Annotated in this window: 15 protein-coding genes; 12 read left to right on the top strand and 3 right to left on the bottom strand. The window is 46.3% G+C overall.

The genetic code is table 11. The annotated features are described in order from the left end of the window. Positions 1-128: 128 nt before the first annotated feature. Both clpS and clpA read left to right on the top strand, forming a co-directional pair. Entirely contained in the window at positions 129-509 is a 381-nt protein-coding gene (clpS, locus tag H3V12_RS03995; protein WP_198212944.1) for an ATP-dependent Clp protease adapter ClpS, read from the top strand. Between the two features lie 6 nt (positions 510-515). Then, a complete protein-coding gene (gene clpA, locus H3V12_RS03990) occupies positions 516-2,858 on the top strand; it encodes an ATP-dependent Clp protease ATP-binding subunit ClpA (RefSeq protein ID WP_198212943.1) in 2,343 nt (780 codons plus the stop codon). Positions 2,859-3,020: 162 nt separating this feature from the next. Here the strand turns inward: clpA and H3V12_RS03985 are convergent, their stop codons facing one another. From H3V12_RS03985 to H3V12_RS03975, 3 genes are all read right to left on the bottom strand, one after another. After that, on the bottom strand, positions 3,021-3,443 hold the full coding sequence (locus H3V12_RS03985) for an HIT family protein (RefSeq protein ID WP_075870837.1): 423 nt from the start codon (positions 3,441-3,443) through the stop codon (positions 3,021-3,023). Positions 3,444-3,510: 67 nt separating this feature from the next. Next, complete coding sequence (locus H3V12_RS03980; RefSeq protein ID WP_198212941.1) at positions 3,511-4,218, bottom strand: glycerophosphodiester phosphodiesterase family protein; 708 nt, start codon at positions 4,216-4,218, stop codon at positions 3,511-3,513. A gap of 3 nt (positions 4,219-4,221) precedes the next feature. Then, positions 4,222-4,683 carry a RidA family protein gene (locus tag H3V12_RS03975; protein ID WP_198212939.1) on the bottom strand — a complete coding sequence of 154 codons (462 nt, stop codon included), beginning with the start codon at positions 4,681-4,683 and terminating at the stop codon, positions 4,222-4,224. Between the two features lie 146 nt (positions 4,684-4,829). Between H3V12_RS03975 and H3V12_RS03970 the strand changes: the two genes are divergently transcribed. The 10 genes from H3V12_RS03970 (at position 4,830) to lpxD (ending at position 15,726) form a co-directional block, all read left to right on the top strand. Further along, positions 4,830-5,654, top strand: coding sequence for a cell envelope integrity EipB family protein (locus H3V12_RS03970; protein WP_198212937.1), 825 nt, complete (start codon positions 4,830-4,832; stop codon positions 5,652-5,654). Positions 5,655-5,896: 242 nt separating this feature from the next. Beyond that, complete coding sequence (gene rpsB / locus H3V12_RS03965) at positions 5,897-6,682, top strand: 30S ribosomal protein S2 (protein ID WP_075870897.1); 786 nt, start codon at positions 5,897-5,899, stop codon at positions 6,680-6,682. Positions 6,683-6,798: 116 nt separating this feature from the next. Continuing rightward, positions 6,799-7,722, top strand: a complete 924-nt coding sequence (gene tsf, locus H3V12_RS03960; protein WP_198212935.1) for a translation elongation factor Ts — start codon at positions 6,799-6,801, stop codon at positions 7,720-7,722. A 147-nt stretch (positions 7,723-7,869) separates the two neighbouring features. Beyond that, complete coding sequence (gene pyrH / locus H3V12_RS03955; protein WP_075870833.1) at positions 7,870-8,589, top strand: UMP kinase; 720 nt, start codon at positions 7,870-7,872, stop codon at positions 8,587-8,589. A gap of 27 nt (positions 8,590-8,616) precedes the next feature. After that, positions 8,617-9,177 carry a ribosome recycling factor gene (gene frr, locus H3V12_RS03950; RefSeq protein WP_075870832.1) on the top strand — a complete coding sequence of 187 codons (561 nt, stop codon included), beginning with the start codon at positions 8,617-8,619 and terminating at the stop codon, positions 9,175-9,177. 13 nt (positions 9,178-9,190) lie between these two features. Then, positions 9,191-9,937, top strand: a complete 747-nt coding sequence (locus H3V12_RS03945; protein WP_343211713.1) for an isoprenyl transferase — start codon at positions 9,191-9,193, stop codon at positions 9,935-9,937. Between the two features lie 75 nt (positions 9,938-10,012). Then, positions 10,013-10,828 carry a phosphatidate cytidylyltransferase gene (locus tag H3V12_RS03940; protein ID WP_198212932.1) on the top strand — a complete coding sequence of 272 codons (816 nt, stop codon included), beginning with the start codon at positions 10,013-10,015 and terminating at the stop codon, positions 10,826-10,828. Continuing rightward, a complete protein-coding gene (gene rseP, locus H3V12_RS03935) occupies positions 10,829-11,992 on the top strand; it encodes an RIP metalloprotease RseP (protein WP_198212930.1) in 1,164 nt (387 codons plus the stop codon). Between the two features lie 228 nt (positions 11,993-12,220). Next, entirely contained in the window at positions 12,221-14,635 is a 2,415-nt protein-coding gene (gene bamA, locus H3V12_RS03930) for an outer membrane protein assembly factor BamA (RefSeq protein WP_198212928.1), read from the top strand. Positions 14,636-14,682: 47 nt separating this feature from the next. Next, the gene (lpxD, locus tag H3V12_RS03925) at positions 14,683-15,726 is read left to right on the top strand and encodes a UDP-3-O-(3-hydroxymyristoyl)glucosamine N-acyltransferase (protein WP_198212926.1); all 1,044 of its coding nucleotides are present in this window, start codon (positions 14,683-14,685) and stop codon (positions 15,724-15,726) included. Positions 15,727-15,728 lie beyond the last annotated feature (2 nt).

Raw genomic sequence — 15,728 nt, 5'->3', positions numbered from 1 at the left:
AATATTTTTTAACGAAAATTTGTCGATCAGGGGCTGCGGTTATTGGTGGAAAATGGTGTAAAGAGTTATCGAACTCGTTGGTCGAGGACTTATAATTTATAAAAAACCTATTACATAAAGTGCATCTCTTGGAAAGAAACGTTACGGTGGCAAAAGGTAATTTGGAAAAATTGAATGGCGGTCATAACGGGAAGGAAGGCGTGGATCAGGAGAGCTTTGAATCCGGAGTTGCGACAAAAACACTTCCGAAAGTAAAAAGGCCGGATTTTTATCGTGTTCTTCTGTTGAACGATGATTACACGCCTATGGATTTTGTTGTATTTGTATTGCAAAAATTTTTTCGCAAAAATCGCGAAGATGCAACACGGATCATGCTCAATGTCCACCACACAGGGGTCGGTGAATGCGGTGTCTATTCTTATGAGGTGGCCGAGACAAAAGTCGCGCAGGTCATGGATTGCGCCCGTGAAAACCAGCATCCTCTACAATGCGTTATGGAAAGAAAGTGAACGCCCATGCCCTCTTTTACAACCAGTCTTGAGAAGACTCTCCATAGAGCGCTTATGATAGCGAGCGACGCGCATCAGGAATATGCGACGCTCGAACATCTGTTATTGGCTTTACTCGACGACGTTGATGCAAAAGCAGTGATCGAGGCTTGCAACGTCGACATTGAACAATTGCGCTCGCGTTTAACGCAGTATGTACAGTCTGAACTTGATTCGCAAATCGGCGATGACGAGGATACGAAACCGACGAACTCGTTCCAACGCGTCATCCAGCGCGCTGTTATTCATGTTCAATCAGCAGGGCGCGATATTGTGACAGGGGCCAATGTGCTTGTGGCAATTTTTGCTGAACGGGAAAGTTTCGCTGCCTATTTTCTGCAGGAACTCGGAATGACGCGTTACGATGCCGTGAACTTTATTTCCCATGGAATCGCGTCGGAGAATGGAGCCGCCGGTTTTCCGCTTGATGATGCTGATGAAGAAGTATCCAATGCACAATCGGCATCGAAAGAAAACAGCGCGCTCTCGGCTTATTGTGTCAATCTCAACGATCGTGCGCGTCAAGGCAAAATTGATACGTTGATCGGTCGCAATAAAGAAATTGCGCGGACCATCCAGATATTATGTCGCCGTTCAAAGAACAATCCGCTTCTCGTGGGAGATCCCGGTGTCGGCAAGACTGCGATTGCCGAGGGGTTAGCCAAGCGCATAGTTGATGGTGAAGTACCGGAAGTTTTAAGCAATGCAAAGATTTTTTCACTCGATATGGGAATGCTTGTCGCAGGAACCCGTTATCGGGGTGATTTTGAAGAACGTTTGAAACAGGTTGTCAAAGAACTTGAAAATTATGACGGCGCCATTCTCTTTATTGACGAAATCCATACGCTCATCGGAGCAGGGGCAACGTCGGGCGGCAGTATGGATGCGGCCAATTTATTGAAGCCGGCACTCTCTTCAGGGTTAATCCGTTGCATAGGGTCTACAACTTATAAGGAATATCGCCAGATATTTGAAAAAGACCGTGCCTTGGCACGGCGTTTCCAGAAAATCGACGTGAATGAACCTTCTATTGACGATGCAATCGAAATATTGAAGGGTTTGAAGCCTTATTTCGAGAATTTTCATCAGATAAAATATACCGATGATGCGATGAAAGCGTCAGTCGAACTGTCGTCGCGTTATATGTCCGACAGGAGGCTTCCTGACAAGGCAATTGATGTCGTCGATGAGACTGGCGCAGCGCAAATGCTTTTGCCTAAAAACAAACGGAAAAAAACCATTGGCGTTAAAGAAATCGAGGAAACAGTTGCAACAATGGCGCGTATTCCTCAAAAAACGATTTCAAGGGATGATCGCAAAACTCTGGCAAATCTCGAAAAAGAACTGAAAAGCGTTGTTTACGGTCAAGATAAAGCGATCGCCGCACTGACGTCATCTATCAAACTTGCTCGTGCAGGACTCAGAGAGCCGGACAAGCCAATCGGAAGCTATCTGTTTTCCGGTCCGACGGGTGTCGGTAAAACCGAGGTTGCCAAACAGCTGGCGGCTTCATTGGGGATTGAATTGTTACGATTCGATATGTCGGAATATATGGAGCGGCATACCGTTTCGCGGTTGATCGGTGCACCGCCCGGATATGTCGGATTCGATCAGGGTGGTTTATTGACCGATGCTGTCGACCAAAATCCGCATGCGGTGCTTTTGCTTGACGAGATCGAAAAAGCGCATCCGGATCTTTATAATATCCTGTTGCAAGTGATGGATCACGGTAAACTCACTGACCACAACGGAAAACAGATTGATTTTCGCAACATCATTCTTATCATGACAACGAATGCTGGTGCAGTGGATATGGCAAAATCGGCAATCGGTTTTGGGAAAACCCAACGTGAAGGTGATGATGTAGAGGCGATCAATCAGCTGTTTCCTCCGGAATTCCGCAATCGTCTTGACGCTATCATTCCGTTTGCACCTTTGTCCGAACCGATTATCCATCAAGTTGTACAAAAGTTCATTTTGCAGCTTGAAGCGCAACTTGCAGATCGCGAAATAACTTTCGAGTTGAGTGAAGGTGCAACCAAATGGCTTGCTGACAAAGGCTATGATTCACGTATGGGAGCACGTCCTTTATCGCGGGTTATTCAGGAATATATCAAGAAACCGCTGGCTGAGGAAATATTGTTCGGAAAGCTCCGCCATGGTGGAACGGTAAAAGTCATGACTGATAAATCCGAAAAGAACAAGCTTGCTCTCGAAATTATCAGTAACGAACCGGATGCAAATAGAAAACCGGTAAGAGCTGCTAAAACAGCCAGGGCACGTGTGAAAAAACCGACACCGGCAGATTGAGCTGTTGATTATAACTCGTTATTCATATCGGGATTAGAGTTCTCCGGTTCAAATTGCCTATTAAAAAGCCTGTCTTAAAGTCCTTAAGACAGGCTTTTCCTGTTTTTATTGACGAGTGGATCTGTTTGTCAGATAGAAAACTCCGCGCTCTTTGAAATGTATTTAAAGAGCGGCACGAATTTTCGCTGCTGATTCTTCCAGTGTTTTTGTGTCAACCGGTTCGCCGCTATGCGGTTTTAGCGGTACATCGTTAAAGCGCGGAATAACGTGAAAATGAAGATGAAAAACGGTCTGTCCGCTTGCCGGTTCATTGAACTGCATAACTGTCACGCCATCTGCGTTGAAAGCTTTTTTCACAGCTTTGGCAATTTTCTGAACCACTTTGATAATTTTCGTAAGTGTTTCAGGATCTGCATCCAACAGGTTTCTCGAGCCTTTACGCGGGACAATCAAAGTGTGCCCTTTTCCCTGAGGCATAACATCCATAAAGGCAATGACATCATCATCTTCATAAACGCGAATGGACGGAATCTCTCCTCGGATCAATTTCGCAAAAATATTATTTTCATCGTAAACTTGCTGCATTTTTCTCCTCGCTTGATAAGTTAATAAAAATTTACAACTATTTCATTTTAAACACGAATTCATTGTTTCAAGGTTTGAAACTTTCAAATATCATCTGGTCGGCGTTGACTTTAGCCCGCTCCCATTCTGCCGGATTATGAATGGTCCATGCAAGCACAGGCATTGCAAGCTTTTCACGTGCAAATCTAACAAACGGGTTTGCCAACTGACGAAAATTGTAGGCAACGAACTCCATATCATGAGCAAACATTGCAAAGTGTTCCTCAATTTCGGATCGCCGGTTTCCTTCGGCTTTTATCCCGTGAGGAATTGCGTGATCGGCAAAACGCATGCGGCGCAATATATGGACATCTTGAGACATCATCGCCGAATTATTCGGATATGAGATCAAAAGCTCCGTCACCCGCGAGATAAGACCGGCATCTTCTCCGTCATTGCCTTCAAGATTTATGAGAACAGGCACTTTTCCCGATATATTTTGCAGAAGTTCTTCAAGTGTGAGAATGTGTTGCAAGTGCTTATCCGCACAAATTTTTGCAATTTCGGATGACCGCAAATCAATGATGCGCTTTTTTTGACCAAACAATTGTTCAAGCGAAGTTTCATTGAAGACCATGGGGACTCCGTCATGAGACAATTGGACATCACAACAAATGCTATAATCCTGAAGCGTTGCCAGCTCGAAAGCGGGCAGCGTATTTTCCAGAACCGACTTGTCAGTTCCATGAAGTCCACAATTTGCAAAGGGCCTTTTTGTTAACCAGTCAAGCCGCATCGCTCAGATTTCCAGAATTGCTTCGACTTCCACTGGAACGTCCATGGGAAGTGAAGCAACTCCGACAGCCGAACGGGCATGTTTTCCTTTTTCCCCCAAGACATTGACAAAAAGATCCGAGGCGCCGTTGGCAACTTGTGGAATGTCGGTAAAATTCGGATCGGTCGCTACAAAAGCGGTAACCTTTACGACTTGTTTGACTTTGCTCAAATCACCAAGCGCGGCTTTCGCTTGCGCGAGAATGTTGATTGCACAAGCTTCTGCAGATTTTTTTGCTTGTCCCGCATTCACAGTTCTGCCGACTTTACCAATTGCAACGGGTTTGCCGTTGCTCAGCGGAAGTTGTCCGGAAATATAAAGTTGGTTACCGGATTTTCTGGCTGTCACATAGTTGGCTACAGGTTGTACAGCAGCGGGAATTGTGATGCCAAGTTTTTGTAAACGGCTTTCAATCGTATCAGACATTTTTACCTCTTTTCCCGTTATTTATATTTTGCTCAATAACGCATTTCTTCGAACATGGAAATGCGATCTTGAAAAAAGAAATTTACTCGCTTTCAAACTAGCATATATGATAACCCCGAGCTTAAGTAAAAAACAGGAATATGCGGATGCCGAAATTTCTTTTAGCTATTATTTTATCTTTTATGGGGCTTGGCATTGCGCAGGCCGAAGATAAAATTCTTATGGTGCCGCATCTTGCCATCTATGATTTGCAGCTCGAAAATGCGTCGGATAAATCGGGCATTACCGGCCTGGTCGGTCGTATGGCCTATGAATTCAATGGCTCTTCTTGCGAGGGCTATACCACCCGTTTCAGGTTCGTGACGCGCATCAATATGGCCGATTCACCCGCCCGCTTGACCGACCAGCAGATGACCAGTTTTGAAGCGGCAAATGGCAAAGAGTTCCGTTTTGTAAGCAAAACGATTATTGATCAGGACGTAACAAGCGAAACGGATGGCGTTGCAAAAATTGCTAACGGCAATATGACCGTCAGTTTAAAGAAGCCGAAAGAGACAAAAGTCAAATTGAAATCGGCGGCATTTCCGACAATCCAGACCGAAGAGGTGATCCGTCAGGCAAAAGCCGGGCGCCATTTCTACCGTACAGTGCTATTTGACGGTTCCGATGATGCCGACCGATTGACAGAAGCCACCGTTGTTGTGGGGGATAAGGTTGAGGGAAAGCCCGATAATGAAACGAAAATGATGGGAAAACTCGGCAAAGAACCTTATTGGCCTGTAACTATTTCTTATTTCAACGATGATGAAAACCAGGATGGGCTGCCAGTCTATCGGACGAGCTTTTTTCTTTACGAAAACGGCGTGACGCGTGACCTTGTAATGGATTACGGAAATTTTTCAGTGAGAGGTAAATTACAAACATTCAAATTGTTCGACATACCGACGCAAAAAGACGGTTGCAAAGATTGAACGAATGTCAATTGCCTAACTGAAGCTGTTTAAATCAAGCGACGTTGTTTGAATTTTTGTCTCTTTTGACAGATAATTACCGGATTTTTCTGAAAAGACTTGAAACTTGTTTCGATATCACCTAACTAGCCAAGTATTCCACACACGGAAATAGGGTAATTGCGGGAGAAATCCGTAATTTTCCGCCGGTGGCAGGTTTTACTGCCTCATTCCGTGGAGGTTCAACCGGAAAGGATAAAGAAATGGCATTGCCAGATTTTACTATGCGCCAGCTTTTGGAAGCAGGTGTTCACTTCGGTCACCAGACACATCGCTGGAATCCGAAAATGGCTCCCTATATTTATGGGCAGCGCAATAACATTCACATTATCGATCTTGCACAGACGGTTCCATTGCTTCACAACGCTTTGAAGGTGGTTTCGGACACTGTTGCTCGTGGTGGTCGCGTGCTTTTCGTAGGCACCAAGCGTCAGGCATCCGACATTATTGCCGAAGCAGCAACCCGTTCGGCTCAATACTATGTCAATGCACGCTGGCTCGGCGGCATGTTGACCAACTGGAAAACGATTTCGAATTCTATTCAGCGTTTGCGCAAGCTTGACGGAATTCTTGCCAATGAAGCACAAGGGTTCACCAAAAAAGAACGCCTCAATATTGAGCATGATCGCGATAAACTTAATCGTGCACTTGGTGGTATCAAAGATATGGGGTCGGTTCCGGACCTTCTTTTTATCATCGACACAAATAAAGAGAAAATCGCAATTGACGAAGCCAAGCGCCTCGGAATTCCGGTGGTAGCAATTATCGATACCAATTGTGATCCGGATAATATCGATTATCCGATTCCCGGTAACGACGACGCATCACGTGCTATCGCACTCTATTGCGATCTTATTTCCAAGGCTGCACTGGATGGTATTGCCCGTCAGCAAGGTGCTATGGGCGTTGATCTTGGCGCTCAGGCGGAAGCACCGGCCGAGCCTGCTTTGGAAACCGAAACTAAAGAAGCAACTCCTGCCGCAGAATAAAGAATAAAACGGTGCCCTTATTAATAAGGGCATCTTAAATCAAAGATATTAGGTCGCGGGCGTGTTGAGGAATAATCCTTGCACGCTTTCGCTGTTATTAAGATTAAGAGGCAAATATGAGCATTACCGCAGCACAGGTGAAAGAACTTCGCGAATTGTCGGGCGCCGGTATGATGGATTGCAAGACAGCTCTGGCTGAAACAAATGGCGATATGGAAGCAGCTGTTGATTGGTTGCGCAAAAAAGGTATTGCCAAGGCTGACAAAAAAGCAGGACGTACTGCCGCTGAAGGTCTTGTCGGTGTCGCCTCTGATGGCAAAAAGGCCGTTCTCGTTGAAGTCAATTCGGAAACAGATTTCGTTGCGCGCAATGATGCATTTCAGGATATCGTTCGCAATATTGCGAAAGCCGCTCTCAAAACCGATGGAACGCTGGAAAAAATTTCGGTTTCCGTTTACCCGGGGTCGGATAAAACAGTTGCAGAAACTCTAAAAGATGCAATCGGGAAAATCGGCGAGAATATGACATTCCGCCGTTCAGCTGAGCTTTCTGTCGATAATGGTGTTATTGCAACATATATCCATAACGGCATCGGTGACGGTCTGGGCAAGATCGGCGTACTCGTAGCGATGGAGACAAATGGCGACAAAGAAGCAGCCGAACGTTTTGGCCGTCAAGTTGCTATGCATGTTGCAGCTACGAATCCTATGGCCTTGACAGCAGAAGAAGTGGATCCGGCTGCAGTCGAGCGCGAAAAAGCTATCTATTCAGAACAAGCTCATCAGTCTGGTAAACCGGCTAACATCGTCGAAAAGATGGTTGAAGGACGTATGCGCAAGTTTTACGAGGAAGTCGTTTTGTTGTCGCAGGCTTTTGTTATCAATCCCGACGTAACAGTAAGTCAGGCTTTGAAAGAAGCCGAAAAAGAAATTGGCGCTCCGGCCAAAATCAAGGGCTTTGTGCGTTTTGCACTGGGTGAGGGTATTGAAAAGGCTGAAAGCGATTTTGCAGCTGAAGTTGCAGCCGCTGTTAAGGGCTAATTTTGGACAAAATTCGGTTTATTTGCTTCAAAGCAGTGCTTTTAGCGTTGTGAGAAGCGGAAAAAACGTTGTAGAGAGGGCATCGCGTGACAATGCGGTGCCCTTCGTGTATCGAAGGCACAATGATCTATCATTCGGAGACTACTCATGACCAATAAGCCCCTCTATAAACGGATTTTGTTAAAAGCTTCTGGTGAAGCTCTTATGGGAGGGCAGAGTTTCGGTATTGACGTATCTGTTGTTGACCGTATTGCCAAAGATATAGCAGATGCCCATGATATGGGGGTCGAAGTTGGCGTTGTCATAGGTGGCGGAAATATTTTTCGCGGCGTTGCTGTCGCGTCGAGGGGCGGTGACCGTGTTACCGGCGACCATATGGGAATGTTGGCAACGGCAATCAATTCACTTGCTTTGCGCACATCGTTGACCAAATTGGGCGTCGAAGTGGTGGTCCTCTCGGCCATAGCAATGCCGCAGATTTGCGAGAGTTTTTCACAACGCAAAGCAGTCGGATATATAAGTCAGGGTAAAGTTGTTATCTTTGCCGGCGGAACCGGAAACCCATTCTTTACAACCGATTCGGCAGCGGCTTTGAGGGCCGCCGAAATCGGTGCAGACGTTTTATTGAAAGCAACTCAGGTGGATGGAATTTATTCGGCCGATCCGAAAAAAGATCCGAATGCGACGCGCTACGACCGTCTCACACATGAGGAAGTCATAAGAAAAGGTTTGGCTGTAATGGACACGACAGCCATTACTTTGGCACGCGAAAACCATATTCCAATTATTGTCTATTCCATCAGTGAAAAGGGTGGACTGGCAAATGTGCTGAATGGCACAGGAAGATATACAGTTGTTTCCGAATAATATCAGTTAAGTTGAAGGAGAATTAGCATGAGTGACGCTACAAATATCGACGATCTCAAGCGCCGTATGGAAGGCGCCATTTCATCATTCAAACATGAGTTGATGGGGCTGAGAACCGGTCGTGCATCGGCAAGCCTGCTTGAGCCGATTACGGTTGAGGCCTATGGTTCGACAGTTCCTCTCAATCAGGTTGCCAATATTGCGGTGCCGGAACCACGTATGTTGTCCGTTTCGGTTTGGGATAAGTCCATGGTGAACGCTGTTGATAAGGCTATCCGGGAGTCTTCCCTGGGATTAAATCCTATAACTGACGGCACGACTTTGCGCATTCCTCTTCCGGAACTCAATGAAGAACGCCGCAAAGAACTCGTCAAGATTGCCCACCAATACGCCGAGCAAGCTCGCGTTGCGGTGCGTCACGTTCGTCGTGACGGTATGGAAGGTCTGAAAAAAGCAGAAAAAGACAGCGAGATCAGTCAGGACGAAAGCCGGATCGCTTCGGATAAAATCCAGAAATTGACTGACGGAACGATTGGCGAAATCGATAAAATTCTTGCAGCCAAACAAGCAGAAATCATGCAAGTCTAAAGTTTATTGCGTTATACAGGTCGAGAATATGTTATATCCACGTCATATCGCCATTATAATGGACGGAAACGGCCGTTGGGCACGTGTTCGTGGATTGCCTCGTATTGCAGGCCATAAAATTGGCATGGAAGCCCTTCATCGGATTGTTCGCCATGCCAGTAGCAATGGTCTTGAATGGTTGACGGTATTTGCTTTTTCATCTGAAAACTGGTCACGGCCTGATGAAGAGGTCAATCATCTCATGGGGTTGTTGAAGCTGTTTATCAAACGTGACCTCGCGGAGCTTCGGGAAAGAAATGTGCGTATCCGGGTGATTGGCGAGCGCGCTGGTGTACCGTCCGAAATCGCTAAACTGCTTGACGAAGCCGAGAATACGACGAAACAGAATAATGGTCTCAATCTTGTTGTAGCTTTCAACTATGGTGGACGCGCCGAAATTGTCCGGTCGGCAAAAAAGTTGATAGAAGCGGTGCGTAGAGGCGATATCAAACCCGATGAAATCGATGAGACAAAATTTTCAAAATGTCTTGATACATATGATATGCCGGATCCTGATTTGATTATTCGCACCAGTGGCGAACAAAGGCTGTCAAATTTTTTGCTTTGGCAATCAGCGTATAGCGAACTTTATTTTGCCGCTTGTTATTGGCCTGACTTTAACGAAGAGCAGCTTGATATCGCGGTCTCCGATTACTGGTTACGTGAACGTCGTTTCGGGCGTGTTCATGAAACTGACAAACAAAACGGAGGTCGGTCTTGACCTTGCTTGATGCCTTCAATCCTGAAAGGTTAGGAAACTTTCGCCTGACAACGTCACCTTGGGAGTGGAAAATTGATGTCTAATCTTCTCATGAGAGTTCTGACTGCTGTCATTTTTGCGGCCGTGGCACTTTTTTTAACATGGGAAGGTGGTTTTCTATTTGCTTTCTTTGCATGGTGCGTTGGCGGCTTCGTGCTTTTTGAGTGGAGGGGGATTACCAAAAGCTGTTGGCGTCTTGTCGATGAAATTGTCGCAAGTCTGGCATATGTTATCTTTGGTGTACTCCTCGTTTTTGATTTTTCGGCGCCACTTGTTTTTAGTGTAATTTTTTTGTGTGCGATCATCCTCTCAATCATGTCGCTTAAAAATGCAGGATGGGTCGCAGGTGGCTTTATCTATGCAACGTTCCCAGTTGCCTCGCTTACCTTTATACGAGGTGAAGAGCCATTCGGTTTTGGAGCGATCATATTTCTCTTTGCTATTGTGTGGGGCACGGACATTGCAGCCTATTTCAATGGTCGTTCACTCGGTGGCCCGAAACTGGCGCCGAAATTTTCCCCCAACAAGACTTGGAGTGGTGCAATAGGTGGCGCTCTTGCCGGAACAGCGGGAGGGTGTCTTGTTGCATTTTATGCGCTTGATACTTCACCGGCTAATTTTTTTATTCCCGTCCTCTCGCTTGCATTGTCCATAATATCGCAAATTGGTGATATTTCTGAATCGTGGGTAAAGCGTAAGTTCGGGGTGAAAGATTCAGGCCATTTTTTACCCGGGCATGGCGGTTTTATGGATCGTGTCGACGGTTTGGTATTTGCTGCCATTTTACTCTATCTTGTCGGTGCAGTTGCTGCAGATATGGCTGTCCCTTCCAATATGTTTAATCTGATCTGAATGACGGAGTCTTTCTTGGAAACAACGAGTCTGATAACTGACATTGGTACACCGATATTGCGTATATTCGGTGTGATATGCGTCATTATGGTTATTATTTTTGTCCATGAGATGGGGCACTATCTTGTGGGGCGCTGGTGCGGCATCGGAGCAAGCACTTTTTCATTGGGGTTTGGTCCGGAAATTTGTGCCGTAACGGATAAACGCGGCACACGTTGGCGCATTGCACTGATACCTCTTGGCGGTTATGTAAAATTCATCGGGGATGAAGATGCTGCCGGTATGACGTCGAAATCGGATGCGGCAGCCCTTCCGGGCTCGTTTGCTGCGGCCAATGCATGGGCACGCGCGGCCACTGTGTTTGCAGGGCCATTTACCAACGCGGTTTTTACAGTTGTCGTTTTGTCATTCTTCTTCTTTTCTTATGGAAGAATAACAATTGAGCCGGTTATCGGTTCTTTGGTTGATGGCGCACCGGCAATGACTGCCGGATTGAAGCCGGGTGACCGCTTTATAGAGATGGACGGGCAGAAGGTCGAGAGTTTCGATGATCTTATCTCCTATGTTTCTCTTCATGGTGACGATCCGATCAATTTTTCCATGGAGAGAGCCGGTGCACCGTTTACGGTTACAATAACACCAAGACCGACTGAAAGAGACGACGGTTTTGGCAATAAGGTGCGCGTCGGTATGATTGGTGCAGGCGCTCCTGTTGATCCGAATAATTCGGGAAGGCTTGATCCGGCTTATGAAGGACATATCAGTTATGGATTATTTCCGGCAATTGGTGAGGCAATAGACAAGTCTGCTTTCATCGTCGTTCAAACTGTCCGCTATTTAGGACGATTGATTGAAGGAAGAGAAGATCGCTGCCAATTGAGCGGGCCATCAAAAACCGCAACGATTGCATGGCAGGTAAGCGAAACCGGTTTTATGTCACTCCTTAACTTTACAGCACTGTTGTCGATCGGAATCGGTTTGATCAACCTTTTTCCATTGCCTCCTCTTGATGGAGGGCATCTGGTGTTCTACGTCATTGAAGGAATTATCGGCCGGCCAGTTCCAAAAAAAATTCAAGAATCGATATTCACAATCGGCTTCATCGCTTTGATGGCTTTTATGTTATTTGCAATATCCAACGATTATTTATGCTGGTTCGGTTGATTTAGGTGTGTTAACAGTTTATCAAGTTGAGCGATGTTTCTTATTAAAAATGGTGTAAACTGTTTACCATATTTATGAAATGCCGTGGCATACATGCCACGGTGGGTAAAGAAGTAGGCAGAATTTAACGGAAGGCCTTGCTTGTATCAAAAAACCCGCTATTAGGGGTATATAAGCATTTTTGGATACAATGTGTCCGGAAACAAATAAACAAGGGTAAAGAAGCCAATGACGGCGAATTCGAAATTTCTTAGCGCAGCATCTGCACTGGCACTTACAGTAGCAATGGCCGTTCCGGCGACTGTAACTGTCTCGGTTCTGGGGATGGGAGTTGCACAGGCGGCTGTCGTTCACTCCATCGAGGTTCATGGTAACCAGCGCGTTGACGCACAGACGATTCGTGATAATACGGGCATCAAGGTTGGTAAAAACTTTTCCAATACCGATATTGACGAAGGGTTGAAGCGGCTTTTTGCAATGGGTCTGTTTTCCGACGTCAAGATGAAACAAATCGGAAGTACGCTTGTTGTTACCGTCAAGGAATACGAAGTCGTCAATCAGGTGCTCTTCCAAGGCAATAAAAAGGTCAAAGATCCGGATTTGCAGCGCGTCATCTCGCTCAAGCCCCGTGAAGCTTTCGATCCTGCCAAGCTTGCATCGGATGAGCAGGCTATTCGTGATGCCTATCGTTATGTAGGTCGCAATGACGCTGCAGTTTCCGCGCAGACAGTCGACCTCGGACAGGGACGTGTCAATGTTATCTTCAAAATCACGGAAGGTAAAAAGACCAAAATTGATGACATTACCTTCGAAGGAAATAAAGCCTTTGGTAACCGTCGTCTGCGTGATGTGATTGCTACAAAACGGTCGAACTTCCTTTCATGGTTGACACGCGGTGATGTTTACAGTGACGATCGTCTTCAGGCAGATCAGGAAGCACTCCGTCGTTTTTATTTCAATCACGGCTATGCCGATTTCCAGATTGTTTCGGCCGACGCAACCTTTGATGAAGCAAGCAATTCATACAAAATCAAGTTCGTTGTTGATGAAGGCGCCCGCTACAAGTTAGGCGACGTTCAGGTTGATAGCACGATCGAAGGTGTTGATACCCAATCAATGCAGAAAGTGCTGAAAACCCATGAGGGTGATGTCTATTCGGCAAAACGTATTGAAGACTCGGTATTGGCAATTAATGATAAAGTTGCTGATTCAGGTTATGCTTTTGCCAAGGTCGAGCCGCGTGGTGATCGTGATTTCAACAATCACACGATTTCCATCGTCTACAATATCGATCAGGGGCCTCGCGCTTATGTCGAGCGTATCGAGATTCGCGGTAACGATAAGACACGTGATTATGTCATTCGTCGTGAACTTGATTTGAACGAAGGCGATGCTTACAACCAGACAATGGTTCAGCGCGCCAAGCGTCGTCTTGAAGGACTTGGTTTCTTCCAGACAGTCAATGTATCGACGGCTCCGGGCTCAGAACCTGATCAGGTTATCCTTGTTGTTGATGTAACCGAAAAATCGACCGGTGAGTTCTCTATCGGTGGTGGTTATACAACCGGTGGCGATTCGCCGGGTGCTTCTGTTGAAGCTTCTATTACAGAGCGTAACTTTCTGGGACGTGGGCAATATGTTCGTATTGGTGCCGGTGCCGGCGAAGATGACGCACGTAATTATAACTTGTCGTTTACCGAGCCTTATTTCCTCGGCTATCGCTTATCGGCCGGTTTTGATATCTTCCGTCGCACATATCGTATGAATGACGATTATGATGTCAAACAAACGGGTGGTACAGTTCGTTTTGGCGTTCCGATTACTGAACAGTTGACCGGTAGCATTGCGTATAATTACGTTCAGGAAGAATATAATCTTGATCACAAGCATCGCTATGAAGATCGTGCGAGAGAGAACGGTACGACTAAAGAATATGAAGAGATGAGAGATTATTCGGGTGCCATTATTCAGGCTTCCGAAAATAGTCCGTGGATCCGGTCTTCGGTCAGTTACGGTTTGACCTATAACACGATCGACGACATGAAAAATCCGCATGATGGTCTCTTTATTCGTGGCATTCAGGAATATGCCGGTGTCGGTGGTGATGCCAACTTCTTGAAGACAACTGGCAAGGCCATGATGTACAAGACGATTTCCGAGACATACGATCTTGTCGGGTTGCTGTCTGTCGGTGGTGGTTATATCCACGAGATCGGTGATGACGGTGTCCGTATCTTCGATATGTTCAAGAGCAATTCGGATATGATTCGCGGTTTCAAATATAACGGCATTGGTCCACGTCAACGTTCTATGGATGGGGATAAGTACTTTCTTGGTGGCACAACCTACATGAATGCCACGGCGGAAATCCAGTTCCCGATGCCGGTTGTTCCGGATAGTTTGGGTATGCGTGGAGCATTCTTTGCTGATACTGCAACACTTTACGGCAACAAGTACGATCCGGTTTATGACTTTGAAAATGCGGTTACGGGTGATGACAGTGCATGGCGTGCATCAGCTGGTGTCAGCTTGATGTGGGCATCTCCGTTCGGTCCGTTGCGTTTTGACTATGCATGGCCTGTCGTAAAAGAGAGTGGTGATCGGACACAGAACTTCAACTTTGGTGTCTCAACCAAGTTCTAATTTTTCCTTTCTCCCGATCTTGACGGGTTGGGAGAGAAAGTGTTCTGATGGCGGATTCATTATTTTTTACGCCGTCCCGACAGTTGACTGTTGGCGAGGCGGCAGCTTTAACAGGTGCCGCTTTACGCAATCCTGAATTGAGTGGCTCGGTTATAGAGCATCTTTCCTCGCTTGATAATGCAGAGCCGGGTTCTCTGGTTTTTGTCGAAAGTAGAAAATTTGCAAAAGCACTTCGGGATAGTCGTGCTCTTGCAGTTTTCTGTTCGGAAGATGTCGCTTCCAAGGTTCCTGATAATATTGCTACGTTGGTTACGCCGTCGCCCCATCGCGATTTTGCGATGATTGGCCGGATTTTGTTTCCAACAGCTGCAAAACCTGCTCCATGGTTTGGCGAATATGGTATATCTCCTCAAGCCTTTGTTCATCCGGAAGCAAAACTGGAAGAGGGGGTTACCGTTGAAGCCGGTGCGGTTATCGGGCGTGGTGCGGAAGTGGGGAGCGGTACACTTGTTTCTTCGACAGCCGTGATTGGTGAAAATTGCCGCGTCGGGCGGGAATGTTACATTGCACCGTCGGTTTCAATCCAATACAGCTTCATTGGTAATCGTGTTCATCTTTATCCCGGTGTCAGAGTCGGGCAAGATGGATTTGGATATGTCGGCGGCCCGAGCGGAATTGAAAAAATCCCGCAACTTGGTCGCGTTATTATTCAGGATGATGTGGAAATTGGCGCCAACACTACTATTGACCGTGGTGCGCTAAAAGATACTGTGATCGGTGAGGGGACCAAGATTGATAATCTTGTCCAGATTGCTCATAACGTTCAAATCGGGCGCTATTGCCTTATCGCTGCACATTGCGGAATTGCCGGTAGTTCAACGATTGGTGATATGACGCAATTGGGTGGTAGCGTCGGTTTGGCAGATCACGTCAAAGTCGGAGCTCATGTTCAAATTGCTGCGGCTAGCGGCGTGATGAATGATATTCCGGACGGAGAAAAATGGGGGGGTAGCCCTGCAAGACCGATAAAGCAGTGGTTCCGTGAAGTTGCTGCACTCAGAAATATGACAAAGTTCAATAAGGAGAAATGACG

Source organism: Bartonella sp. W8167, from assembly GCF_016100335.1.
Lineage (GTDB): Bacteria > Pseudomonadota > Alphaproteobacteria > Rhizobiales > Rhizobiaceae > Bartonella > Bartonella apis.
The sequence above is the reverse complement of the archived record's forward strand: the minus strand, read 5'-3'. Positions and strand labels throughout refer to the sequence as shown.